The sequence below is a fragment of the Nesterenkonia sp. LB17 genome (assembly GCF_022565915.1).
GTDB lineage: Bacteria > Actinomycetota > Actinomycetes > Actinomycetales > Micrococcaceae > Nesterenkonia.
This window is the reverse complement of record NZ_JAJOYX010000001.1, coordinates 292,027-315,898: the sequence shown is the minus strand read 5'-3', so window position 1 is coordinate 315,898 and position 23,872 is coordinate 292,027. Positions and strand designations below refer to the sequence as shown.

General features: G+C 68.1%; 24 protein-coding genes. 6 read left to right on the top strand and 18 right to left on the bottom strand.

Going from position 1 to position 23,872, the window contains the following annotated elements; genetic code table 11:
- The first annotated feature begins 44 nt into the window (after positions 1 to 44).
- On the top strand, positions 45 to 1,508 hold the full coding sequence (locus tag LTH96_RS01455) for a glutamyl-tRNA reductase (RefSeq protein ID WP_241463857.1): 1,464 nt from the start codon (positions 45 to 47) through the stop codon (positions 1,506 to 1,508).
- A 272-nt stretch (positions 1,509 to 1,780) separates the two neighbouring features.
- On the opposite strand, the gene LTH96_RS01450 is transcribed toward LTH96_RS01455, so the two are convergent.
- The 12 genes from LTH96_RS01450 to LTH96_RS01395 form a co-directional block, all read right to left on the bottom strand.
- Positions 1,781 to 2,686, bottom strand: coding sequence for an ABC transporter substrate-binding protein (locus LTH96_RS01450; RefSeq protein WP_241463856.1), 906 nt, complete (start codon positions 2,684 to 2,686; stop codon positions 1,781 to 1,783).
- Between the two features lie 94 nt (positions 2,687 to 2,780).
- Positions 2,781 to 3,560, bottom strand: a complete 780-nt coding sequence (locus tag LTH96_RS01445; RefSeq protein WP_241463854.1) for an ABC transporter permease — start codon at positions 3,558 to 3,560, stop codon at positions 2,781 to 2,783.
- Positions 3,557 to 4,237, bottom strand: a complete 681-nt coding sequence (locus tag LTH96_RS01440) for an ABC transporter permease (RefSeq protein WP_241463852.1) — start codon at positions 4,235 to 4,237, stop codon at positions 3,557 to 3,559. The genes LTH96_RS01445 and LTH96_RS01440 overlap by 4 nt, the downstream gene beginning before the upstream one ends.
- Positions 4,234 to 5,148, bottom strand: coding sequence for an ABC transporter ATP-binding protein (locus tag LTH96_RS01435; protein WP_241463850.1), 915 nt, complete (start codon positions 5,146 to 5,148; stop codon positions 4,234 to 4,236). The genes LTH96_RS01440 and LTH96_RS01435 overlap by 4 nt, the downstream gene beginning before the upstream one ends.
- The gene (locus LTH96_RS01430; RefSeq protein ID WP_241463848.1) at positions 5,145 to 6,050 is read right to left on the bottom strand and encodes a site-specific DNA-methyltransferase; all 906 of its coding nucleotides are present in this window, start codon (positions 6,048 to 6,050) and stop codon (positions 5,145 to 5,147) included. The genes LTH96_RS01435 and LTH96_RS01430 overlap by 4 nt, the downstream gene beginning before the upstream one ends.
- An 11-nt stretch (positions 6,051 to 6,061) precedes the next feature.
- Entirely contained in the window at positions 6,062 to 7,843 is a 1,782-nt protein-coding gene (locus LTH96_RS01425; RefSeq protein WP_241463846.1) for a DEAD/DEAH box helicase, read from the bottom strand.
- Between the two features lie 11 nt (positions 7,844 to 7,854).
- Positions 7,855 to 8,088, bottom strand: a complete 234-nt coding sequence (locus tag LTH96_RS01420; protein ID WP_241463845.1) for a DUF3107 domain-containing protein — start codon at positions 8,086 to 8,088, stop codon at positions 7,855 to 7,857.
- A 107-nt stretch (positions 8,089 to 8,195) separates the two neighbouring features.
- Positions 8,196 to 8,846 carry a TetR/AcrR family transcriptional regulator gene (locus LTH96_RS01415; RefSeq protein ID WP_241463843.1) on the bottom strand — a complete coding sequence of 217 codons (651 nt, stop codon included), beginning with the start codon at positions 8,844 to 8,846 and terminating at the stop codon, positions 8,196 to 8,198.
- Between the two features lie 78 nt (positions 8,847 to 8,924).
- Positions 8,925 to 9,716 (bottom strand): carbohydrate ABC transporter permease, encoded by a 792-nt coding sequence (locus LTH96_RS01410; RefSeq protein WP_241464426.1) that lies wholly within the window; start codon positions 9,714 to 9,716, stop codon positions 8,925 to 8,927.
- A 98-nt stretch (positions 9,717 to 9,814) separates the two neighbouring features.
- Complete coding sequence (locus LTH96_RS01405) at positions 9,815 to 10,936, bottom strand: carbohydrate ABC transporter permease (protein WP_241463841.1); 1,122 nt, start codon at positions 10,934 to 10,936, stop codon at positions 9,815 to 9,817.
- Positions 10,933 to 12,192 (bottom strand): extracellular solute-binding protein, encoded by a 1,260-nt coding sequence (locus LTH96_RS01400; protein WP_241463840.1) that lies wholly within the window; start codon positions 12,190 to 12,192, stop codon positions 10,933 to 10,935. The genes LTH96_RS01405 and LTH96_RS01400 overlap by 4 nt, the downstream gene beginning before the upstream one ends.
- Positions 12,189 to 13,229: a LacI family DNA-binding transcriptional regulator gene (locus LTH96_RS01395; protein ID WP_241463838.1), complete on the bottom strand. Its 1,041-nt coding sequence runs from the start codon at positions 13,227 to 13,229 to the stop codon at positions 12,189 to 12,191. Before LTH96_RS01395 ends, LTH96_RS01400 begins: the two co-directional genes overlap by 4 nt.
- A 137-nt stretch (positions 13,230 to 13,366) precedes the next feature.
- On the opposite strand from LTH96_RS01395, the gene LTH96_RS01390 reads away from it, so the two are divergent.
- The gene (locus LTH96_RS01390) at positions 13,367 to 15,241 is read left to right on the top strand and encodes a glycogen debranching N-terminal domain-containing protein (RefSeq protein WP_241463836.1); all 1,875 of its coding nucleotides are present in this window, start codon (positions 13,367 to 13,369) and stop codon (positions 15,239 to 15,241) included.
- 74 nt (positions 15,242 to 15,315) lie between these two features.
- Here the strand turns inward: LTH96_RS01390 and LTH96_RS01385 are convergent, their stop codons facing one another.
- On the bottom strand, positions 15,316 to 16,164 hold the full coding sequence (locus LTH96_RS01385; protein WP_241463834.1) for a PHP domain-containing protein: 849 nt from the start codon (positions 16,162 to 16,164) through the stop codon (positions 15,316 to 15,318).
- Between the two features lie 83 nt (positions 16,165 to 16,247).
- On the opposite strand from LTH96_RS01385, the gene LTH96_RS01380 reads away from it, so the two are divergent.
- Positions 16,248 to 17,840: an aminopeptidase P family protein gene (locus tag LTH96_RS01380; protein WP_241463832.1), complete on the top strand. Its 1,593-nt coding sequence runs from the start codon at positions 16,248 to 16,250 to the stop codon at positions 17,838 to 17,840.
- Positions 17,841 to 18,000: 160 nt separating this feature from the next.
- Entirely contained in the window at positions 18,001 to 18,276 is a 276-nt protein-coding gene (locus LTH96_RS01375; RefSeq protein WP_241463831.1) for a GlsB/YeaQ/YmgE family stress response membrane protein, read from the top strand.
- 161 nt (positions 18,277 to 18,437) lie between these two features.
- Here the strand turns inward: LTH96_RS01375 and LTH96_RS01370 are convergent, their stop codons facing one another.
- Positions 18,438 to 19,379 (bottom strand): general stress protein, encoded by a 942-nt coding sequence (locus LTH96_RS01370; RefSeq protein WP_241463829.1) that lies wholly within the window; start codon positions 19,377 to 19,379, stop codon positions 18,438 to 18,440.
- Between the two features lie 87 nt (positions 19,380 to 19,466).
- On the opposite strand from LTH96_RS01370, the gene LTH96_RS01365 reads away from it, so the two are divergent.
- Positions 19,467 to 20,597: a P-loop NTPase gene (locus LTH96_RS01365; RefSeq protein ID WP_241463827.1), complete on the top strand. Its 1,131-nt coding sequence runs from the start codon at positions 19,467 to 19,469 to the stop codon at positions 20,595 to 20,597.
- 91 nt (positions 20,598 to 20,688) lie between these two features.
- On the opposite strand, the gene LTH96_RS01360 is transcribed toward LTH96_RS01365, so the two are convergent.
- Positions 20,689 to 21,282 (bottom strand): twin-arginine translocase TatA/TatE family subunit, encoded by a 594-nt coding sequence (locus LTH96_RS01360; protein WP_241463825.1) that lies wholly within the window; start codon positions 21,280 to 21,282, stop codon positions 20,689 to 20,691.
- Positions 21,283 to 21,308: 26 nt separating this feature from the next.
- On the bottom strand, positions 21,309 to 22,202 hold the full coding sequence (locus tag LTH96_RS01355; protein WP_241463823.1) for a hypothetical protein: 894 nt from the start codon (positions 22,200 to 22,202) through the stop codon (positions 21,309 to 21,311).
- A 156-nt stretch (positions 22,203 to 22,358) separates the two neighbouring features.
- Between LTH96_RS01355 and LTH96_RS01350 the strand changes: the two genes are divergently transcribed.
- Complete coding sequence (locus tag LTH96_RS01350) at positions 22,359 to 23,009, top strand: O-methyltransferase (protein ID WP_241463821.1); 651 nt, start codon at positions 22,359 to 22,361, stop codon at positions 23,007 to 23,009.
- A 92-nt stretch (positions 23,010 to 23,101) separates the two neighbouring features.
- Here the strand turns inward: LTH96_RS01350 and LTH96_RS01345 are convergent, their stop codons facing one another.
- Together LTH96_RS01345 and LTH96_RS01340 are read right to left on the bottom strand one after the other, a co-directional pair.
- Positions 23,102 to 23,272, bottom strand: coding sequence for a DUF3117 domain-containing protein (locus tag LTH96_RS01345; protein ID WP_084479395.1), 171 nt, complete (start codon positions 23,270 to 23,272; stop codon positions 23,102 to 23,104).
- A gap of 100 nt (positions 23,273 to 23,372) precedes the next feature.
- Positions 23,373 to 23,822: a DivIVA domain-containing protein gene (locus LTH96_RS01340; RefSeq protein WP_241463820.1), complete on the bottom strand. Its 450-nt coding sequence runs from the start codon at positions 23,820 to 23,822 to the stop codon at positions 23,373 to 23,375.
- Between the last annotated feature and the right edge of the window lie 50 nt (positions 23,823 to 23,872).

The window sequence follows — 23,872 nt, the reverse complement described above, 5'->3', positions numbered from 1 at the left end:
CTTTTCCGCGCCACACTTCGACCCGCTGTAGAATCGATGACGTCGTGGTACTTATTTCACTCGTTGCCACCCACTCGGAGCTGGACCTCGAGACGGTGGGCACTCTCAGCTCAGGAGCGGCCGAACTGGCCGGTTCCGTACACATGCCTGCCGTGACGCTGGCGACGTGCAACCGCATGGAGATCTACGCCGAGTCCACCGGCGGCTCCCATGATGACGTGCAGACGACCCGCGAACAGCTGCTCGACGCTGTCGCAGAGACCTCCGGCCTGGACCGCGAGCTGGTCGGCCGCTCGTTCCGCACCCTGGTGGAGGACGACGCCGTCTCTCACCTCTTCGAGGTCGGCGCCGGTCTGGACTCCGCCGTGATCGGGGAGCGCGAGATCGCCGGCCAGGTGCGCAAATCCCTGGCCGACGCCCAGCACGCCGGGACCATCTCCGGAAGCCTCACCAAGCTCTTCGAGACCGCGTCGCGGACCGCCAAGGATGTCGGCACCCGCACCGCGCTGGGCTCCCGCGGACGTTCCATCGTCTCGGTGGCCCTGGACATCGCCGGGGACATGCGCGGCGACGGCTCCACGTTCTACCCCGGCGCCAAGATCGTGCTGATCGGCACCGGCGCCTACTCCGGGACATCGCTGGCCCAGCTGGTCGAGCGCGGGGTCACCGACATCGGGGTCTTCTCCGGCTCCGGCCGCGCCGAGGACTTCGTGGCCGAGCGTGTCGGCGGCGCCCGGGCGCTGCAGATGCAGGAACTGCCCGGGGCCTTCCGCAACGCCGATGTGATCATCGGCTGCTCCGGCGGCAACCGGCGGATCACCGCCAAAGAGGTCGAGAACCTGGCCGGACTCTCCGGAGACACCCGGCGGGAGAAGCCGCTGACCGTCATCGATCTCGCACTGTCCCATGACTTCGATCCCGATGTCGCCGAGCTCGACGGAGTGGACCTGATCACCCTGGAATCGGTGAAGATGGCCGCCCCCGGGGAGACCGAGGACTCGGTTCAGGAGGCGCGCGACGTCGTGCGCTCGGCGGTGAACCAGTACCTCACCGAGCGTCGCGAACGCACCGCCGACGACGCCATCGTGGCGCTGCGCCGGCACACCCAGTCGCTGCTGGACGAAGAGATGGACAGAGTCCGCAAGCAGCACGGCTGCACCGGAGCCACCGAAGAGGTGGAGTTCGCGGTGCGCCGGATCGTGCGCAAGATGCTGCACGCACCCACCGTGCGAGCCCGCGAGATGGCCGCCGAGGGGCGCACCGAAGACTATGTGCGCGCGCTCCAGGACCTGCACGGCATCGAGGTCACGGTCCGCCAGGAGACCACGCGCGCCACCCCGGCGAAGCGCCGCCGGGCCGAGGACTTCTCCGCCGCGGAGCTCGCCCAGATGGCCAGCTACCTCACGAAGGTCCCCGTCGGCGGGTTCTGTCAGCACCATCGCCCCGGCGAGTTCGAGATCGAACGCATCGACGCCGTGCGCCACATCCACATCCGCCGCGCCAGCTGAGCCGCCTCTCCCCCGAGGCGAAGCTTGACCTCGCTGAGGAACTGCGGGCAGAGCAGCTCGTCCACGCCGCGGAGGTCGACCCGGTCGCGGCGCTCCAGTCTGCAGACGGTCTTGACGTGGAAGTGTTCTCACTCCATGCAGCAGGTCGCATGCGCGTGGTGGTCGGGAGAAGAGATCGTAGACCTGATGGTCTGTCGCAGGGCTTCAGCCCCACGGGTCGCCACAGGTCTACGATCTCTTCACCCCAGGGAGGGGCTTCCCGATGGTTCAGATCAGTCGAGGCCCTGTTCGCTGAGCCAGTCGGCGGCGACATCGGCGGGATCGGCCTGGTCATCGACGCTCTGGCTGTTCAGTGAGATCAGCTCCTCGCTGGTCAGCGCGGCGTTGACCTCGTCGAGCACCGCGGCGGCGGCCTCGTCGACCCGTTCGGAGACCACCGGGATCACGTTCTGCGGCAGCACCAGCTCCTCGGGATCCTCGAGCACCACGAGGTTCTCCGACTCGATGATCGGATCGGCGCTGTAGATGTCGGCGACCTCCACGTCCCCGCTCAGCAGCGCGTCCACGGTCAGCGGCCCGCCGGAGTCCTGGACCGTGACCACGCTGATCTCCACGCCGTAGACGTCCTGGAGCCCCTCGGGCCCATAGGGCCTGGTCTCGAACTCGGAGTTCGCCGCGATGCGCAGATCCTCGATCCCGGCCAGGTCGGACACCTCGGTGAGGTCATTCTCCTGCGCGAACTCGGAGGTGACCACGAAGCTGTCCTGGTCGGTGGCCTCGGCCGGCTCGAGCACGCGCAGACCCTCGGGCAGCGCCTCCCCGAGCGCGGCGGTGATCTCCTCGAGGGTCGCCGCTTCGGCGGCCTCGTCGTAGTACTGCAGGAAGTTGCCCGCATACTCGGGAAAGACGTCGATGGCGCCGGATTCGATCTCCGAGACATAGACCTCCCGCTGACCGATCTCGAACTCGCGCTCGACCTCGATCCCCTCGGCTTCCAGCGCCTGCGCGTAGAGCTCGGCGATGATGGTGTTGGAGTAGTACTGCTGGGATCCGATCACCAGGGCCTCGCCCTGTTCGGCCTCGCCCTCACCATCCTCGGCGAGCGGGTCTCCGCCGCCGCAGCCGGTCAGCGCCAGAGCGGCGATCGTTCCTGTGACCCAAAATCCGGTGGTCCTCATCTGTCGTCCTCTTTCTCTCGGCAGCTCCCACTTCAGCGGCAACTTGTCCTAGGAGAAATCTTCGCAGAAACACCAGCTCACCGGCAGAGGGTGCTCAGTGCGCAGTCACATTCGCGCGATTCTGGTGCGGTGCTTCAGGACTCGAGGCCTCCGGGCGCCCGTTTGCGCGCCGATTCCGGGGGTCTCGGCGGGGGCCGGAGACGCGCTGCGGTCCGGCGAGCCCCGGGACCTGGCGGAGCAGCCGCTGGGTGACACCGAAGGCCGCGTCCACCAGGATGGCGAGCAGGATCACCACCAGGGAGGCGCCGAGCATCACGGAGTAGTCGTAGGTCTGCAGCCCCAGGAACAGCTGACGCCCGAGCCCGCCGGCCCCGACATAGGCCGCGAGCGTCGCGGTGGCGATGATCTGCAGCGCGGCGAGCCGCAGCCCGCTCAGGATCAGCGGCAGGCCCAGCGGGATCTCCACCCGGGTGAGGATCTGCCAGCCGCTCATCCCCTGGGCGCGCGCGGCGTCCACCGTGGCCTGGTTCACCGATTCCACCCCGGCGTAGGCGCCGGCCAGCACCGAGGGCGCGGCGAGGATCACCAGCGCCACCATGGGGGCGGTCAGCCCGATCCCGGTGAACAGCGCCACCAGGGTGAGCAGGCCCAGCGTGGGCAGCGCGCGGGCGGCCCCCGTGGCCACGATCGCGAGTCCGCGACCCTTGCGGGTGTGTCCGATCGCCAGGCCCAGCGGCAGCGCGATCACCGCGGAGATTCCCAGCGCAAGCAGGGTGTAGCCGAGGTGCTCGAGGGAACGCGCCCAGAGCCCGCCGGGCCCGGCCCAGGCCTCGGCGGTGAGCAGCCAGTCCAGGGCTTCGAGGATGTTGGTCATGCGGAGACCTCCCGGGCCCGGGCCGGCAGCGGACGACGACGGCGGCTCGGCTGCTGCCACGGCATCAGCATCCGCCCGGCCAGGACCAGCAGCAGGTCGCAGATCAGCGCGAGCACCACGGTCATCAGGATCCCGGCCACGATCGAACCGATGATGTTGCGGGCGAATCCGTCGGTGAACAGCGAGCCCAGCGAGCTGACCCCGAGCACGGCGCTGACCGAGACCAGGCTGATCGAGCTCACGCAGACCACACGCACCCCGGCGAGCAGGGCGGGGCCGGCGAGCGGGAGCTCCACGGTGAAGAATCGTCCGACTCCGGAGAACCCGATGGCGGTGGCGGAGGTGCGCACGTCGTCGGTGACCGCGTCCAGCGCCTCCGCGGCGGAGCGCACCATCAGGGCCAGTCCGAAGATGGACAGGGCGATGACCACGTTGAGCGGGTCACGCACCGAGGTGCCGATCAGCGCGGGCAGCAGGATGAACAAGGGCAGCGAGGGCACCGCGTAGAGCAGTCCGGTGCCGGTGAGCACCGGCTCGCGCAGCACCCGCACCCGGTTCGCACCCCAGGCCAGTGGGATCGAGAGCACGAAGGCGATGATCACGGCGGGCAGGCTCAGCGCCAGATGCGCCAGCGTGAGCTCCCCGATGCGGGGGAGGTTGTCCAGGACCCAGGTCATGGGTGCTGGACGGGATCGGCTCGGACACTGTCGGGCTTGGCGCCGTTGAACTGGGCCCCGCCGGGCTGGCCGCCCCCGGGCTGAACACCATCCGGCTGGGAGTCCACCACACCCAGGGGTCGGCCCTGGGCGTCGGAGATGAGCCAGCCGCCGTCGTCGGCCGTGGCGGCGGTCAGCGATCGCCGGCCCGAGTCCAGGCCCAGGAAGCGCGAGACGAAATCGTCCTGCTGGTTCTGCACCAGCTCCGCTGGGGTGCCTGCGGCGGCGACCTCGCCGCCGGCCTTGAGCACCACGATCTGGTCGCCGAGCGTCAGCGCCTCGTCGATGTCGTGGGTGACGAAGATGATGGTCTTCTTCAGGTCCGCCTGGACCCGGGAGAGCTCGCGCTGCAGCTCGACGCGCACCAGCGGGTCCACGGCGCCGAAGGGCTCGTCCATGAGCAGGATGTTGGGGTCGGCGGCGAGTCCGCGGGCCACCCCGACGCGCTGCTGCTGGCCGCCTGAGAGCTGGCCGGGGTAGCGGGTCCCCAGGGAGGCGTCGAGACCGACGATCTCCATCAGCTCGTAGCCGCGTGCCCGAGAATCGGCCCGGGAGGCGCCGTTGAGCCGCGGCACGGTCGCGATGTTGTCGATGACCCGGCGGTGCGGCAGCAGCCCGGAATGCTGCATCACGTAGCCGATGCGGCGACGCAGGGCGACCGGCTCGGCGTCGGACACATCTTCATCGTCGATGAGCACGGCCCCGGAGCTGGGGTCCACCATCCGGTTGACCATGCGCAGCAACGTGGTCTTCCCGCAGCCGGAGGAGCCCAGCAGCACGGTGGTGGTGTGCGAGGGCACGATGAGGCTGAAGTCCTGGACCGCGGGGGTCCCGTCCGGGTAGGTCTTGGTGACCTGCCGAAATTCGATCATGACGCCTCCATCAATGCCTGTCGGTGGACCTGCGCATGCTCACCCAGACGATTCTCCATCACATCCAGGGCCTGCGGGGAGGAGTCGATGCAGATGAAGCGGCGCCCGGTCTCCACGGCCACCGCACCCAGGGTTCCAGAGCCGGCGAAGAAGTCGAGCACCCAGTCCCCCGGGTTCGAGGAGGCCTGGACCATCCGACGGATGAGACCGACCGGCTTCTGCGTGGGATACCCGGTCTTCTCCCTCCCGGTGGGCGAGACGATGGTGTGCCACCAGACGTCGGTGGGCAGCTTGCCCAGCGCGACCTTCTCCGCGGTGACCAGCCCGGGGGCCATATAGGGCTCGCGGTCCACGGCCTCGGCGTTGAAGATGTAGCCCGAGGGGTTCTTCACGTAGACCAAGATGGTGTCGTGCTTGGTGGGCCAGCGCTTCTTGGTCCGCCCGCCGTAGTCATAGGCCCAGATGATCTCGTTGAGGAAGGACTCCCGCCCGAAGATCGCATCGCAGAGGACCTTCGCGTAGTGGACCTCGCGGTAGTCCAGGTGCAGGTAGAGCGTGCCCTCATCGGCGAGCAGCCGCCAGGCGTGGAGCAGCCGGGGCTCGAGGAACTCCCAGTAGTCGGTGAAGGAGTCGTCGTACTCGGCCAGCGCGCGGCGGACCGTGTCATAGCTGCGCCCGGCGAAGCCCACCCGGTTGCCCTCGCCGTCGGGGCGCCGGGTGTTGGTGGTCTTGGTGGCCCGCTGGGCCCGCCCCGTGTTGAAGGGCGGGTCCAGGTAGATCACCGTGAAGGCACCGTCAGGCAGGTCCGGCAGGAGCTCGAGGTTCTCGCCCTCGAGCACCTGGGATCCACCGCTGGGGTCGAAGCTGCCGCTGCTCGCCGCAGCCTTCTCCCCGGTACTCACATCGGGGCCGTTCAGCTCTCGCTGGAGGTGGTGTCGCCGCCTGAGCCGGAGCCACCACGACGACGACGCCGCCGCCTTGGCTGCGTGGCCGAGTCTGATCCCTCAGCCGACGCCGCGGACTCAGCTGGCTGACCCTGCTGGGTCTGCGTGGCTGAGCCGGAGTCCTCGCCGCCGCGGGTGCGGCGACGGTTGCGGCTGCGCGGGGCAGCTGCGCCCTCGGGCGCCGGAGCGGAGTCCGTGGAGGAGCCCCGGTTCGAATCTTCCGTGCGGCTGCCACCGCGGCCGGAGTCCCGGCCGCCGGAGCGTCCGCCGCGTGAAGAGTCGCGATCACCGGAACGACCGCCGCGACCGCCGTCACGGTCGCCGGAGCGTCCGCCGCGACCGGCATCGCGGTCACCGCGTCCGCCGCTGGACCTGCGCTTCTCGGGGCCGCCGAGGTCTTCGAGCTCCTCGGCGTCCAGGCCGGCCTTGGAGCGCTTATGCCGCGGCAAGCGCCCCTTGGTGCCCTTGGGGATGTCGAGGTCCTCGTAGAGGTGCGGCGAGGAGGAGTAGGTCTCGATGGGTTCCGGGATGCCCAGGCCGAGGGCCTTGTCGATGAGCTTCCACTTGGGCATGTCCTCCCAGTCCACGAAGGTCACGGCGATGCCGGTCTTGCCGGCGCGGCCGGTGCGGCCCACGCGGTGCAGGTAGGCCTTCTCGTCATCTGGGGCGGTGAGGTTGATGACGTGGGTGATGTCGGTGACGTCGATGCCGCGGGCGGCGACGTCGGTGGCGACCAGCACGTCGATCTTCTCGTTGCGGAAGGCGCGCAGGGCCTGCTCGCGGGCGCCCTGGCCGAGGTCGCCGTGGATGGCGCCGGCGGCGAAGCCGCGGGACTGCAGCTCCGCGGAGAGCCGGTCGGCCTGGCGCTTGGTCCGGGTGAAGACGATGGTGCGGCCGCGGCCCTCGGCCTGAAGCAGACGGGCGATGACCTCGTCCTTGTCCAGGTGGTGCGCGCGGTAGACCAGCTGCCGGATATCCTTCTTGGTGATGCCCTCATCCAGCGGATCTGCGGCCGAGATGTGGGTGGGCTTGGACATGTAGCGACGCGCCATGGCGACCACGGGGCCGGGCATGGTCGCGGAGAAGAGCATGGTCTGGCGACCGATCTCCGGGACGGCCGAGAGCAGGGTCTCCACGTCGGGGAGGAAGCCGAGGTCCAGCATCTCGTCGGCCTCGTCGAGGACCACGATGTTGACGTTCTTCAGCTTCAGGTGGCGCTGCCGGTGCAGGTCGATCAGTCGGCCGGGGGTGCCGACGACGATCTCGACGCCGCGATCCAGCTCTTCGATCTGCGGCTCGTAGGCGCGGCCGCCGTAGATGGTGGCCACGCGGATGCCGCGGCGGGCGGCGGCGACCTTGATGTCGGAGGCCACCTGCACGGCGAGCTCGCGCGTCGGGGCCACGATCAGCGCCTGGGGCGCTCCGGGGGCCGGAAGGTCGTCATAGCCGGCGTCGTCGGGGCTGGTCACGCGCTGGATGGCGGGGATGCCGAAGCCCAGCGTCTTGCCGGTGCCGGTCTTGGCCTGACCGATGATGTCATAGCCGCCCAGCGCGATCGGCAGGGTCTCCGCCTGGATCGGGAAGGGGGTGGTGATCCCCTTGGCGGCGAGGGCCTCGACGATCTCGGGGCGCACATTGAAGTCTGCGAAGGTGAGGCTGGAGGCTTCGACGGCCTCGACGAGCTCGGGGTCAACGGCGGAGATGGTGGCGTCAATCTCGGCGGCTGAGGACTCGGTGGTCTGTTCAGTCATGGGTACTTTCATTAGGCGACTGCGGCTGCGAAGCCCACGGTCTGTTTGGTGTCGGAGCCGATCTCCACATAGCCGATGGACGCGACGGGCACGACGATCTTCTTGCCCCGGCGGTCCTCCAGGCTGAGCAGCGGCTGCGCGCCTTCGATGGCGGCGGCCACGGCCTGCTCGATCTCTTCGGGCTTGGCGTCGGTCTCGATGACGATCTCGCGAGAGACGTGCTGAATGCCGATACGTACTTCCATGCCAACTCCTTGAATCTATGGGCTTCGCCCACTTCGAAGAGTTCCGCAGGTGCCCGTATGCGGGCGCATGCAGAGAAGCGGGCGGGCTTACCTGCCCCCGAGTCTACCTACCTTGTGCTTTCTGTGCTTTCAGACTCTTTCGGGAAGCCGGAGATTCCGCGCCAAGCCAAACGCGCGGTCAGCTCGGCCGAGACCTCGCGGTCCGGGCGCTCGGAGAGTCGGCTCCAGTGCCGGGCCGCGGAGAGGGCCATGCCGATCAGACCGTGACCGAGCATCGTGGCCTCGGCCATCGGCTGGCCGGTGTCATCGGCGATGACCTCGGCGATCGCGCCGGCCATGCCGTCGTGGAAGCGCTCGAGCCGGTCCTCGACCTCTTCGTCGTTGTCCATCCCTGAGGTGAAGACCAGCCGGTAGGCCTCGTCCTTGCGGGAGATGAACTCGTAGAAGGCCCCCATCGTGGCCTGCACCCGGTCCTTGTTGTTCTCAGCCGTCGACAGCGCCTGGGTGAGCTCATGCTCCAGGGCGCTCAGGTGGGTGTCCAGCAGCCCGAGGAACAGCTCGTGCTTGCCGGGGAAGTGCTGATAGAGCACCGGCTTGGAGACCTGGGCGCTCTCGGCGATGTCATCCATCGAAGCCCCGTGATATCCCTTGGCCACGAAGACCTGCAGCGCGCACTCCAGCAGCTGGGTGCGGCGCTGCTCCCGGGGCAGCCGCTTGGCCCGCACGATGCCGGCGGGGTCTCTGATGCTCTGGCTCATGGGGACAGTCTATTCAGGGGTCGCGCAGAGGCCACCGGCGCCCGGGCCGGGACCCGGGACTTGGATGCCGTGGGGCGCTCAACCCTTCTCCGCTCCCGCGTTCGCCCCCTGGGTGAAGTAGCGCTGGAACACGATGAACACCAGCGCCGTCGGGATCGTCATCAGCAGCGCCGCCGCCATGGCGACCGGATACTGGTTGCCGGAGCCCAGCCCACCGGTGGTGAAGCCTGCGACGCCGCGCGTCAGCGTGTACAGGTCCGGGTTGTTGGTGGCCACGATGAAATGCCCCAGCTCGTTCCACGATCCCTGGAAGGACAGGATCGTCAGCGTGATCAGCGCCGGCTTGGCCATCGGCAGCACCACCGACCAGAAGGTCCTGAATGTCCCTGCCCCGTCGATGCGGGCCGCCTCCTCCACCGACTCGGGGATGGTCTCGAAGAACTGCTTCATGATGAAGATGCCCGCCGCGTCGATCATCAGCGGCACGATCAGCGCAGGGTAGGTGTTGTAGATCCCGACATAGTTGAGGATCAGGAACTTCGGGATCAGCAGAACGATCCCGGGCACTGCCATGACCGCGAGCAGACCGGTGAACAGCGCGATCCGACCGGTGAACTTCAGCCGGGCCAGCGCGTAGCCGGCGAGGGAGCAGAAGAACACCCGCCCGACCGTGACGCAGAGCGTGACGATCACACTGTTGGTGAACCAGGTCGGATAGTTGGAGCTGAACAGCGTCTCCCACGCTCCGGTGGTGAAGGGGTCGGGAGTCAGCGACAGGGCGTTGCCGGTCGCATCGGGATCGGTCTTGAAAGAGGTGACCAGCTGGATGATGAAGGGGTAGATGTAGAGGAGCGCGAAGAAGAGCAGCATCCCGTAGAACCAGTACTTCTTCACCCGCGAGGGCCGAGACTCCCCCACCGCTGCGAGTTCGGGAGTGACCGGGACGCCGTCGTCTTTGGGGGGTGCACTCATGAGCTCTGGGCCTTTCGCTGGGTCTCTTCGACGATTACTCGGGTCGGGCGCCGTCGCTGCCGCCTGACGCCGCGGTCGGCCCGCTTCTGCGCGGAGGCGTCCTTGTCCCGCATGAGCCAGCGCTGGGTCGTGGTCAGGATGAAGATGATCGCGAAGAGGATGAACGCGATGGCCGCGCCCTGGCCCCAGTCGCCATTGGTGAAGGCCGCCTGGTAGGACAGATACGCCGGGGTCAGCGTGGTCTTGGCGGGCCCGCCCTGGGTCATGACATACATCTGGTCGAAGACCTGCCAGGTCCCGATGAAGCCGAGCGTCACCACCAGCAGGATGGTCGGGCGCAGATGCGGCACCGTGACGTTCATGAATCGCTGCCACTTGTTGGCGCCGTCGACCATCGCCGCCTCTTCGACCTCGACGGGCAGGTCCTGCAGGCCGGCGAGGAAGAGCAGCATGAAGGTGCCGGCGGTCGTCCAGATGACCTGCATCATGATCGCGCTCAGCGCCACCGACGGCCCCGAGAACCACTCCCAGAAGGAGAGCCCCATCACCGACGGACTCGTCATCCACGACGGCGGACTCGCGATGCTCCACAGGCCGACCGCGTCACCGAAGATGTGGATCAGACCACGAGAATCCTGGAACCAGTTGGGGCCGTTTACACCGAACCAGCCGAGCACGTTGTTGATCGCCCCGCTGCCGGCGAACAGGAAGAGGAACAGCAGCGAGATGGCGACCGAGGACACCACCGAGGGGAAGTAGAAGGCGGTGCGGAAGAACGTCCGGCCCCTGAGGAACCTGTTGTTCAGCAGCACCGCGAGGCTCAGCGCCAACATGGTCTGCAGCGGCACGACGCCCAGGACGTAGTAGAAGGTGTTGCGGAAGGAGATCATCAGGTCCTGCCGGGCCAGTCCCGGATCAGCCAGCAGGGCGTTGTAGTTCTCCGTGCCGATGAAGTTCACATCACCGGAGATCGGGCTGCCGCTGCCGCTCCAATCACTGAGCGAGACCCACAGCGCCATACCGATCGGGGCGACCAGGAACACGCCCAGCACGATGATCGCCGGGCTGACGAAGAGCCACCCCGCGCCCTGTTGGCGCTGTGGGTCTCGAGACTTCACTGCTCCAGCACCGCCGACGCGTTGGAGTCGAAGCTCTCCATCATCTGCTGCAGGTCCGCGCTGCTGATGCCTTCAAGCTGAGAGTTCAGATCCGCCACCACCTGGGTCATGTCCGGGGCGTTGACCGGGCCGCGGCCGTAGTCGCCGCCGGCGATGAACGGGGCGTCCTCGGGGAACGCCGAGGAGTAGTCCTCGGTGGCCGCCTGGCGTGACGGCATCACGCCGAAGGCCTCGGCGAACTCCAGCTGCTGCTCAGGAGTGGAAAGGTGGTTCACCAGCTCGACCGCCTCGGCCTGCGCCTCGGAGTCGGATGCGACGCCCCAGCACTGGCTGAACAGCAGGGTTCCTGGTCCTTCTGAGCCCTCGGGGAGCTCGGCGACGGTGTAGTCGACGTCCGGGTAGTCATTGCTCATGGCACCTCGGATCCAGTTTCCCTCGATGGTCATCGCGGCGCGCTCGGTGCCGAAGGCTTCGCCGCCCCAGCCGGCGTCGACGTCACCGGCATAGGCGAAGCTGCCCTCGGCCATGTTCTCCTTCACGTACTCCAGACCTGAGAGCACCTCTTCGCTGGCTCCGGTGGGTTCGGTCGCGTCCTCGTTGAGCCACCAGCCGCCGTTGCCGACGACGAAGGCGCCGACCCGATCGACGCCGGGAGAGAAGACCAGACCGGTGGTGTCGCCTTCAGTCAGGGTCTCGGCGACCTCGGCGAGCTCCTCATAGGTGGTGGGGATGTCCTCATCGGTCAGACCGGCGGCCTCCCACATCTCGGTGTTGATCTGCAGCCCCAGGGTGGAGAAGTCCTTGGGCGCGCACCACTGCGTGTCCTCGTAGGTGAACGCCTCCTGCAGGGCAGGGAAGTAGTCCTCGTTGTCCTCGGCCTCATAGGCGTGGAGGTTCCCGTCCGTGGCCTGCTGCGCGACCTGGGCCGCATCGAGGTAGAAGATGTCCGGCGGGTTGCCGCCGGCGAACCCCTGGGCCAGCTCCTGGTTCATGTCCGCGGCGACGCGGACCTCAACCTCGTTGCCGGACTCCTCGGCCCACTCTGCCGCCGCCTCTTCAACGGCTGCGGTCTCCGCTTCACCCGAGGAGGCGATGAGCATCACCAGGTCGGCTGAGCCCTCGGCGGAGGTGGCCTCCTCGGCGTCGCCACCGGTCTCCTGGTCCTCGAAGCCGTCGCCGCCGCACGCGGTGAGGGCGAGGACGCTGGCGAGCCCGACGGCGAACGGGGCGGCGAGGCGGTTCTTCTGGTTCTTCATGGCGTGCCTTTCGTTGACGTGGTGACGGTGCTGGCACCAACAGTGAGGGTCGGGAGGAACAGGGTGCCCTGGGTGGGAGCGGGCGCTCCGGCGAGCTGGTCGTGGACGATCGTGAGCAGGTGTTCGGCGATGTCGTCCAGCGGCTGGACGAGGGAGGTGATGCCGTGCAGATGGGCGGTCGCTGAGCCGTCGAAGCCGGTGATGCCGAGGTCGCGCCCGGGTTTCCACCCTCGGGCCAGGGCCGCCTGCTGCACCCCCAGGGCGAGGACGTCGGAGGCGCAGACCACTGCGTCCCCGATCGCAAGACCATCCAGCAGGACCTCCGCTGCGGTGATCGCCTCGGTCAGCGACTGCGGGGCAGCTGCCTCGGGGCCGAGGACGACGTCGTGGCGCTCGACGCCGTCGAGCCAGCCGAGCCTGCGGTCGTCGCCGACCGCGGAGCCTGCCGGCCAGCCGAGGAAGCCCACGGCGCGGAAGCCGCTCTCGGCCAGGTGCGCCACGGCCGTTCTGGTGCCGGCGGAACCGTCGACGTCGGCCCACCACACCCGGGATGAATCGTCATAGATCCGCCCGAAGGAGGCGTACGGGATTCCTGCCTGCTCCAGCCAGTCGGGGCGCGGGTCCGCGGGGTGGGTGTCGGTGAGCACGAATGCGTCGACGAGGCGCCGCCGAACCATGTCCTGGTAGCCGTCGAGCATCGGAAACGCCTCGCGCGAGGCGAAGGGCACCATATGGCAGGCGTGGCGCGGGGCTGAGAGGGTCAGCGCGGTGAGGAAGGGCAGGGCCACATCGCTCGGGATGTCCGTGACGGCGTTCAGCTCTGTGCCCACGGCACCTGCCCGTTGGTGCCGCAGCGTGCGAGCCGCGCTCGAGGGGCGGTAGTTCAGCTCATCGACGACCTTCAGCACCCTCGCGAGGGTGTCCGGGCTCACCCGCTCGGGACTGTTGATCGCATTGCTCACGGTCTGGCGAGAGACGCCGGCCGCGCGCGCCACATCAACGATCGTGGCCCGCGCCGGTTGGTGCGAATTCAGCATCAGCTCACCTTGATTCTTGATCTTCACGTCGATGTGGGTAGCATTAGATCGTTCATTTGAACGTTCATAATGTGTCCCAAGTCATAATGGACCGGCGACGTTCGCCTGTCAAGACGAAGCAAAGATCTGGAGCTCTCATGTCCGAACAGCAACCTTGGCTGCACGATCTGGAGATCGCCGTGAACGGCCCGGCGACTGCCCTGAGCGCCGGATCCGGCCGGATGGGTGAGGGGGCCACCGGCTGGATCGTCGATGACCGACGGATCCTGCGCAGCCTGTATGTCTGCCTCTCGGACGAAGACACGGTGCCGATCGCGGCGTCGAGCTCCGGGCCCACCTCTGACTTCTGGGGCGCAGCTCGGCATCTGGGAGACCCGGGAGCCGACCCGACCGTTGATGTGCATCAGTCGACGCAGGTCGGACTGCATGAGCTGCTCATCGAGATCACGGTCAGCTCTCGAGCATCGAGCCCGGTGAACACCGTGCTCCAGGTGTCGGTGGGTTCCGACGGCATCGACCTCTCAGAGGTCAAGGGCGGTCACACCGACGGCGCGGCACCCGAGATCGTCATGGATGAGCAGATCTGGTGGAGCGATGCGCGCCACCGCACCACCCTGCACGCGAGTCCTGCACCTGCCTCGGTGGAGCGACTGGACGCCAGTCGCTTCCGGCAGACCTGGCCGCTGCAGCTCGGCCCGGGTGAGAGCCGCACCGTGAGCCTGCGCTTCGACGCGATCCGGACCAGCCGCAGCGCCCACGATGCCGACTCCGGGGTGATGGCCTGTGACTGGGATGATCTCGAGGTCACCGGGGACGACGCCTGGCGCGACCTGGTCCGCACCAACCTCACCGATCTGAAGCACCTGCTGCAGAAGGACCCAGAGGCTCCTGAGGACATCTACGCCGCCGCCGGGACCCCCTGGTACCTGACCCTCTTCGGGCGCGACTCGGTCTGGGCGGCCCGCATGATGCTGCCCTACAGCCCCCGGCTCGCGCGCGGCACGCTCCGGACCCTGGCACGTCGGCAGGCGCGATCAGCCGACCCGGTGACGGCCGCCGAGCCCGGCAAGATGCTGCATGAGGTGCGGCGGGAGATCTATGCCCAGGGCGAGATGGAGCTCCCGACGGTCTATTACGGCACCGTCGACGCGACGCCGCTGTGGATCGTGCTGCTGCACGAGTCCTGGCAGGCGGGACTCGACCTCGGTGAGGTCCGCGAGCTGCTGCCGAATCTGCTGGCGGCTCTGGACTGGCAGGCCGGCGCGGTGGACGCGTCACCTGACGGCTTTCTGCGCTACGTCGATCACAGCGGCAAGGGTCTGAGCAACCAGGGTTGGAAGGACTCCGGTGATTCGATGCGCCGGGCCGATGGATCTATCGCTCCGGCGCCCATCGCCCTGCTGGAGGCACAGGCCTACGCGGTGCAGGCCGCCTATGGAGCAGCCGAGCTTCTGGACGCCCTGGGCGAGCCGGGGGCGCAAGGCTGGCGCGCCTGGGGTGAGTCACTGGCGCAGCGCGTGCGCGAGAACTTCTGGGTCGACCACGACGGCGAGCGCTTCCTGGCGATGGGACTCGACGCGGAGGGAGCCCCCCTCGATGGTGTGGGGAGCAACATGGGCCACGCGCTGGGCACCGGGCTTCTCACCAAGCAGGAGGAGGACCTGGTCGTCGAGCGGATCACCCGACCGGACATGCTGCGCCGCTTCGGCATCGGCACGCTCTCGGCCGAGAATCCCGCCTATAACCCGACCGGTTACCACACCGGCTCCGTGTGGGTCCACGACACCGCCATCATCCTGCGCGGAATGGCTCAGGGCGGCTACACCCAGCAGGCTGACCAGGTGTTCGACGCTCTGGTGCGGCTCAGTGCGCGCAGTCGGCATCGTTTCCCGGAGTTGATCGCCGGGGAGCCTGTGGGCCGGGAGCCGGTGCCCTACCCGGCCGCGTGCAGGCCGCAGGCGTGGTCGGCGGCCAGCGCCGCGGTGCTCATGCAGCACGCGCAACGGCGCTGAGACCGACGGGGGATGCGGCTGCCGGGACGCGCTGACGCGACTGCCGCTCCAAAACCGTTGGGACCGCCTGGGTGCTAGGGGCGGATCGGCGCGATCCCGGTCGCGATCTCGCACAGCGCCTCGACCGTCCCCCAGGGGGTGGTGTTCTCCCCGATCAGATTGGCCTTGCCGGTGCCGTGATAGTCCGAGGAACCGGTGACGAGCAGGTCATGGCGCGCGGCCAGCTCGCGGAGCACCTCGCGGCCCGACTCGGCGTTGTCCCGGTGATAGACCTCCACGCCAGCGAGGCCTGCGGCCACCATCTCCTCGAGCTGCTCGGCACTGACCGTGCGGCCGCGCGCCGAGGCCATGCCGTGGGCCAGGACCGGGACTCCCCCGGCCGCGCGCACCAGTCGGATCGCGGTCACCGGGTGCATGTTCTCCTGGCTGACGTAATAGGGGGACGCTGAGTGCAGCAGGTGATCGAAGGCCTCCTGCCGATCGGCCACGGCGCCGATCCCGACCAGGGCGTCGGCCAGGTGCGGCCGCCCGACGGTGGCGCCGGCGCTGACATGCTGCTCCACCGTCTCCCAGGTCAGCGGGAAATCCACCGAAAGCCGGTCGGCGATCCGTCGAGCACGGTGCAGCCGGCCATCGCGGGCCTTCTCCACGGCAGTGGAGAGTCCCGGGTGCAGCGGGTCGTGGAGGTAGCTGAGCAGATGGACGCTGATCCCGTTCTCGGTCAGCGTGGTGATCTCCATGCCCGGCAGCAGGGTGATCCGGTGCTCGCGCGCAGCCGCGATCGCCTCGTCCCAGCCGGAGGTGGTGTCGTGATCGGTCAGCGCGAGCCCCTGCAGTCCGGCGGCCGCCGCCGCGGCGATCACCGCGGCAGGAGATTCGGTGCCGTCGGAGACATGTGAATGGGTGTGCAGGTCCACGCTCATGCGCTCCAGCCTACCGGCCAGCACCCGTGACGCCGGGCTCGGCGGGCCCACCCGAGAAGGGGTGCCCACCTAGACTGGATCTCATGACCAGTTCAGAGAAGCACGAAGAGTTCGACGTCGTCTCCCCCGCCTCCGCCGCGGGCTTCACCCCCGGGCAGGCGCAGGATCTCGGAGACCGGGTGAACAACCGCTCACAGCGGCCCACCTCCGAGGCTTTCAAGGATTTCATGGCCTCCAGCTGGGCGCCGGCCGAGCCGGTGCAGCACGAGCGTGATGAGGTCGCCACCCACGCCGCCGCACGGCGCAGCGCGGTCTCCGCACAGTTCCCGAATGAGCGCCTCGTGATCCCCGCGGGCCCACACAAGGTGCGCTCCAATGACACCGACTACCGGTTCCGACCACATTCGGCCTTCGCCCACCTCTCGGGCCTCGGCGTGGACCACGAACCAGGTGCGGTGCTGGTCTTTGAACCTGTGGACGAGGGCACCGGCGATCACGGCTCCCGCCATGAGGTGACGCTCTACTTCAAGCCGATGGCCGGTCGAGACACCCAGGAGTTCTACGCCGACGCACGGCACGGCGAGTTCTGGATCGGTCCCCGGCCCGGGTTGGAGGAGTTCTCCCAGCGGCTCGGGCTGCGCACCGCCGACTCCGGTGCCCTGGAGGTGGCCGTGACCAAGGAGGCCGGGCCGGTGGAGTTCGGCGGCACCAGGATCCGGCTTCTGCGGGAGGTCGATCTGGACGTGGACGCCCTGGTGGACACCTCACGGATCAACACCACCGTGGACCTGGAGACCTCTGACGCCTACGACGGCGAGCTCGCCGAGGCGCTCTCCGAGCTGCGACTGGTCAAGGACGCCTGGGAGATCGCGCAGATGCGGGTCTCGGTGGAGGCCACGATCGCTGGCTTCCACGACGTCGTCGCCGCCCTGCCTCGCGCGGCCGACCATGCGCGCGGTGAGCGGATCGTGGAGGGAGCGTTCTTCGCCCGCGCTCGCCTGGAGGGCAACGATCTCGGTTACGACACGATCGCTGCCGCCGGAAACAACGCCACCGTGCTGCACTGGATCCGCAACCATGGTGCGGTGCGCCGTGGGGACCTGCTGCTGCTCGATGCCGGGGTGGAAGCGGACTCGCTCTACACCGCTGACATCACCCGCACGCTTCCGGTCACCGGTGAGTTCTCACCCACCCAGCGGAAGATCTATGACGCGGTCCTGGCCGCTGCCGATGCCGCCTTCGCGGTGGTCCGCCCCGGGATCAGGTTCCGTGACGTCCACACCGCGGCGGTGCGCGTCCTCGCCGAACACCTCGACGACTGGGGCCTGCTGCCGGTCAGCCTGGAGGAGGCCCTGGACGAGTCGGGTCAGCATCACCGCAGGTGGATGCCGCACGGCACCAGCCACCACCTCGGCCTGGACGTCCATGACTGCGCGCAGGCCAAGCGTGAGCTCTACCTCGACGGAGTGCTGGAACCAGGAATGGTCTTCACCATCGAACCCGGGCTCTACTTCAAGAATGAGGATCTGGCCGCGCCTGCGGAGTTCCGTGGAATCGGAATTCGGATCGAAGATGATGTGCTGGTCACCGAGGACGGCGCGGAGAGTCTCTCGGCATCACTGCCGCGCACGGCGCAGGAGATTGAAAGCTGGATGCGGGGCATCTGGAATTCGTGAAGACCGCGTTCCTGACGCATGAATAACTGTGATACAGAGGCTATAGAACTGTGATGTAGACGATCTCTGTCAGGCACAAATGAACGCAGAGTCCTGCGTTCCAGGGTTTACTCTGGAATAAGTCGAACCTGACAGGTTCAGAATCCATAGGAGGAACATCATGGGAATTATTGCTTGGCTCGTACTGGGCCTCATCGCCGGCGCCATCGCTCGGGCCATCCTGCCCGGCAGCCAGCCCGGCGGCTGGATCGCCGCACTCATCACGGGTGTGCTCGGCGCAATGCTCGGTGGCTTCATCGCCTCCGCCGTCTTCGACGTGAACGTCAATGACTCGTTCTTCGATCTGCCCACATGGCTCTTCGCCATCGGTGGCGGTATCCTCGTCGCCTTCATCTGGCAGGCCATCACCGGTCGCCGCGGTCGCAAGACCGTCTGAACCACTTCAGCGCGGGACGCGGTTCTTGGCTGAACCGACACCGCACTGTCTTGGAGGCAGCTACAGAAGCGCCCCGCACGTCCGAGCTCCACTGGAGCGTCGGATGGACGGGGCGCTTCTGTGTGTCCCGGAGAGTTCCTGGGCGGACTGAGGCGCTGAGCTCAGCTGCGCGGCGAGTCCTCCGGGCGGGTCCGGGGCGTGTCTGTCCCAGCCTGTTCAGGTGTGTGGGGCGGCACGGGGGCATCAGTCTGCTCCGCGGAGTCTGCTGACTGCGGCTCAGCTGAGCCCGTGGGCTCCTCGGCAGGTTCTTCGGTCGCGGGCATGCGCACGCCGTAGCGGGGGCGGCCATCGGGAAGGTCGTTGTACCCGGCGACCGGCTGCTGGGGAGCCGATTCGGCCGCCGTCGTAGTCTCCTGGCCTGGAGTTTGCTGGTCTGAACCCGGTGCGTTCTGCCCTGGTGCGGGCTCTCCGGGCACCTGCCGTGCTGATCCCTGCTGCGCGAAGGCCTGCTGCGCCGGCGCCGACACCGGCCGGGCCGACGTGGAGGCCGACGGAGCAGGAGCCAGCCGCGCTGAGGACTGTGAGGTCGGATCGTTGTAGGCGTTGAGGCTCATCACCCCGGCCCCGGGGACCAGCTGCCGGGCCCGGTGGGCGGCAGAGAACTCGCAGACCACGTCGAAGGTGGTCGCCACCAGCTGGGAGGAGGAGGCATACTCGCGCTTGCCCTTGCGCATGGCAAAGCCGATGACCCCGATGATCATCCAGATCGCCGTGCCCAGCACCACCGCGAACGCCAGGTTGTAGATGCTGGCCTCCGGGCTGAACAGGTAGATCAGGAGTCCGATGAAGGCACCGAACATCGCGCCCTGCGCGGCTCCCCCGAGCGCGACGCGCGGGTAGGTGAGCCGGGTGCGGATATGCTCCACCGAACGCAGGTCGTTGCCCACGATCGTCAGCGCCTTCACGTCGAAGTCCTCGGCAGCGGTGAGATGATCCACGACCTTCTGCGCATCCTCGTAGGAGCGGTAGCGTCCCAGCAGCTCCCCACGAGGCAGCCCCCCGTTGTTCATTCCGCCTGCATTGGTCCCAGCATTCATCGACATTCCCCCATCATCTCAGGTCGGCTCCTGCGGCGGAGCCCTGAGGAGACCGGCGACGCCAGGGCCAGCCCTGGCTCGTAGACTGAGGCGGTGTCTGATCCCGCCATCACCGAACGCATCCGCCAGCGCCTCAACGAGGTCATCGATCCGGAGCTGCGCCTTCCCATCACCCAGCTGGGCATGGTGGGTGAGATCACCGTCGACGACGCCGGCGCCGCCCAGGTGGGGGTCAAGCTGACCATCGCGGCCTGCCCGATGCGCAGCCGGATCGTCGAAGACGTCACCGCCGCCGCCGTGCGCGCCGAGGGGGTCTCCACGGCCTCGGTCCAGCTGGGCGTGATGACTCCCGAGGAGCGCGCCGCCCTGAAGGACCATCTTCGCGGCGGTGAGACCGGGAAGGTCAATCGCTTCGCGCAGCCCGAGAACCTGGCCCGGGTCTACGCCGTCGCCTCCGGCAAGGGCGGGGTGGGCAAATCCTCGGTCACGGTGAACCTGGCCTGCGCGATGGCCGCGCAGGGACTCAAGGTCGGCATCGTCGACGCGGACATCCATGGGTTCAGCGTCCCGGACCTGATGGGCATCACCGACAAGCCCACTCGGCTGGATGAGATGATCCTGCCGCCGGTGGCCCATGGGGTGAAGACCATCTCGATCGGGATGTTCGTCGAGGGCAATCAGGCGGTGGCCTGGCGCGGCCCGATGCTGCACCGGGCGGTGGAGCAGTTCCTCACCGACGTGCACTTCGGCGATCTCGACGTGCTGCTGCTGGACCTGCCCCCGGGCACCGGCGACATCGCGATCTCGGTGGCGCAGCTGCTTCCCGGCTCGGAGCTGCTGGTGGTCACCACCCCCCAGGCCGCGGCGTCGAGCGTGGCCGAACGTGCCGGCGCGCTGAGCTCGCAGACCAAGCAGCGGGTGGCCGGGGTGATCGAGAACATGGGGCCGATGACCCTGCCCGACGGGTCCAGCTTCGAGCTCTTCGGCTCCGGCGGAGGTCAGCTGGTGGCCGACCGGCTCAGCGAATCCTTGAAGAGCACGGTCCCGCTGCTGGGCTCGGTCCCGCTGGACATGAATCTGCGCGAGGCCGGCGACGACGGCGAGCCGGTGGTGCTCTCGGCCCCTGACTCACCGGCCGGAGCCGCACTGCGCGCAATCGCCGCCCGGCTGGCAGTGCAGCCGCGCGGGATGAGCGGCCGCAAGCTGCCCGTCAGTCCCGCCTGACGCCTCCGCACGCGTCACCTGGGCTTAGGTGTGCTTCGGCAAGGAGGGTCGGGCCGGTCGATCGGGCAGTGCCCGGTGGAACGGAGCGGCCTCAGGTGGCTTCGGTGTCGAAGGGGGCGGCGGCGTCCAGCTGGTCTTCGGAGTCGGCATTCCGCACCGGAGGCTCGACGGCGGCCCCCCGCGTGGCCACGTCTGACGAGGGCCCCAGGTCCGACGAGGGATTCTGACTCGTCGCCGCCCCGGCCATGCCGGCGGCGATGGCGCCTGAGGCTCGCTTCGCAGCCGCGGGAGGGACTCCCCCGCTCGGCGCGCTGGGCGCCGCAGGGCTGGAGCCGTTCTTGCTGCGGAAGAGTTCGCGCGGGTCGGTGGCGGCTCGAGCCGAGTCCAGGGTCCCGGCCACCGCGGAGCGGGTCTCGCGGAAGTCCTCGCCGTATTCGTTGCTCAGCGCGTCGCGAATGATGCGGCGCGGATCGTATTGCCGGGGGTCGTAGCGCTTCCAGTCGACGTCGTCGAAGTCGGTGCCGGTCTCGTCCTTGAACCGGCCCTTGGCATCTTCGGCCATGTCCCGGGCCTGACGTGCCCAGCGGGCCAGGTTTCGGGCGTACTGCGGCAGCCGCTCGGGTCCGAGGATGACGAGCGCGAGAACGATCAGGATCACGAACTCGTAGGCGTTGATACCAGGCACAGCTCAACCCTACCGTCAGCGTCGACTCAGTCGGTGAGCCAGGCGAGCAGCTCCTCGAAGCCGCGTTCAAGCCGCTCGGAGCCGGTGGGGACGATCGGCAGCACCTGCACCCGGGAGCGGTCGGTGGCCATCACCCAGTTCGAGATCTGCTCAGCGGTATCCGCAGGAAGATCAGAGGTGACCACGTACTGCACCCGTCCGCTCTCCATGGCGGCGGTCCATTCCTCCGCCTCTTCGGAGACGTACAGCTCACAGGCATCTCCGGTGCGCAGGGTGAGGGTCTCCCGCAGGGTCGCCGAGGTGTCGACGACACCATCGAGCTTCGACTCCAGGGCGGCGAGCTCCACCCCGGTCTCCTCCGGGCGGGTCTCCGAGATGTCCAGCCGGTGCTCACCGTCGGTGAGCCTCAGCTGGACCGTGCGGATGCCCTCGACCACCCCGGTCTCCGCGTACTCGGTGGACAGCCCGAAACCCGACAGATGCGGGACGGACCAGCCCAGGCTCTTGAGCGAGTTCAGGCTGTCCAGCGGGATCTGCTGGATCTGAGTGCTCTCGGGGGCACCCGGCAGTGTCGCGTCGGAGGCGTCCACGGGAATCAGATTCAGGTCGGTGCTGGTCAGCGGGACGCTCGCGGCACCGTCGCCGAGAGTCTCCTCGCCATGCTGCTGGCTGGACTGTGAGCCCTGCGGCAGCAGCGACTGCACCGAATTGATCTGCGGCAGTGCGCGTCCGCCGATGACCCATGCGGTGACGAAGACTAGAACTCCGAGCAGCGCCAGCACGAACAGCGTCAGCGCCACAAGCCACCCGGCGCGCGGCCGAGTGGCTTCGTGGGCGGCCGCTCCGCGCTGCCAGCCGCGGTGTGAGCCACCGCTGCTGACTCCGCGAGCAGACGGAGTGCTGCTATCGTGCCTGGTCATCCTGACTATCATGAAGGGTAGAACTGGGCAGAAGCTGAAATTCTTCTGAACATCAATCGCCTCAGGGTGCCGAACCGCACCTCGAGATGCAGCCAACCCGCAGGTGCACGTGCACCTGAGCGCCCGGTTCATTCACTCGCACGCAGAGAAGGTCCCATGAAAGCTCAGCACCCCCAGCAGTCGGCCAAGCATTCAAGCTGGGCGTACGCGGAACAGCACGCCGAGGAGGAGCCTGCGCTGCTTCAGGCGCGACGTCGCGGCGAAAGCCTGGGCGTGCAGCCTGTCAGCCAGGGGGTGGCCTCGCTGCTGACCGTGCTCGCCGCGAGCACCAGGGCTCACGCCATGGTCGAAGTCGGCACCGGCGTCGGCGTCTCTTCACTCGCTCTGCTGCGGGGAGGAACCCCGGATGCGGTCCTGACCAGCATCGACTACGAGGCCGACCATATCCAGGCGGCCCGAGAGACCTTCCGAGACGCGCGGCTGCCCTCGGCGCGGACGCGGCTGATCACCGGAAGGGCGGAACAGGTGCTGGCACGGCTGACCACTGGTGGCTATGACCTGGTGTTCGTCGATGCGGAGGCGACGCATGCCGCGGAGTACGCCGAACAAGGAGTCAGGCTTCTGCGCCCCTCGGGTCTGCTGATCATCAACGACGCGCTGGACCATGATCGCCTGGCCCGCCCTGCGGTGCGGGATGAGTCCACGCAGCGGATGCGGGAGCTGGAGCGTCGTCTGCTCGAGGACGATCGTCTGCGCACAGCGATGCTCGGGTCCGGGACAGGACTGCTGGTGGCGGCACGGCGCTGACCAGCGGCGAGAGCGCGGGGCTCAGCTGCGGCGCGGGACGGACGATACAGTTCGGGCCGGTCGCGCTGTGCACGACCGGCCCGAACCGAAGCTCATTCTCCGACGGCCTTGATGAGGCACTGCTTGAGTGCCTGGGCCTCTTCATTGTTGATCTCCAGCACCAGACGGCCCCCTCCGTCGATCGGCACCCGCATGATCAGGCTGCGGCCCTCCTGAGTGACCTCCATCGGACCGTCGCCAGTGCGCGGTTTCATTGCAGCCATCGAGTGCATCCCTTCCGAAGTTCTCTAGCGTGCGTGTCCATGCCTGATGCAAAGATCCAGCGCCTGAACTGAATCTATTATCTCGCATCTGCGAGGAATGTCACTCCACCCGCGGAAATTCAGGTTTCGGATCGGCCTGCGAGGGCAGCCTTAGATCCTTGTCAGGCACGGCATGAGCGCGATCCGAGGGACCCGTGTCAGGTTCTACAGTGACTTGATACCTGCTTTCCTGGGGCTCGGACGGGGCCTCGGCCGCGCTCTGCGCCTGGTGCGACTGACCTCCTTGAAGCTCCCGAAGCTGCTGCCCGAGCGCATCGAGGAGCCGGTCCACCTGATCCATCCGGTATCCACGCACCGCAGAGTCGAGACGGACCTCCTGCAGGTCATCCGCGGTGATGTGCTTCTCGGCTCTGCGCCGCAGCAGATCATCCACATCGGACTCGCGAAGATCCGTCTCCTCTCTGGGCGCCGAAGCGCCGTCCCAGCGGCCCAGCAGGGCTGCCACCACCAGCGCGAGCAGGACCACGGCGAGCAGGTATAGCCAGAGCATGGGGTCAGCCTATCCCCCGCCCCCGGCGCGCAGCGCTGCGAGTTCGACGC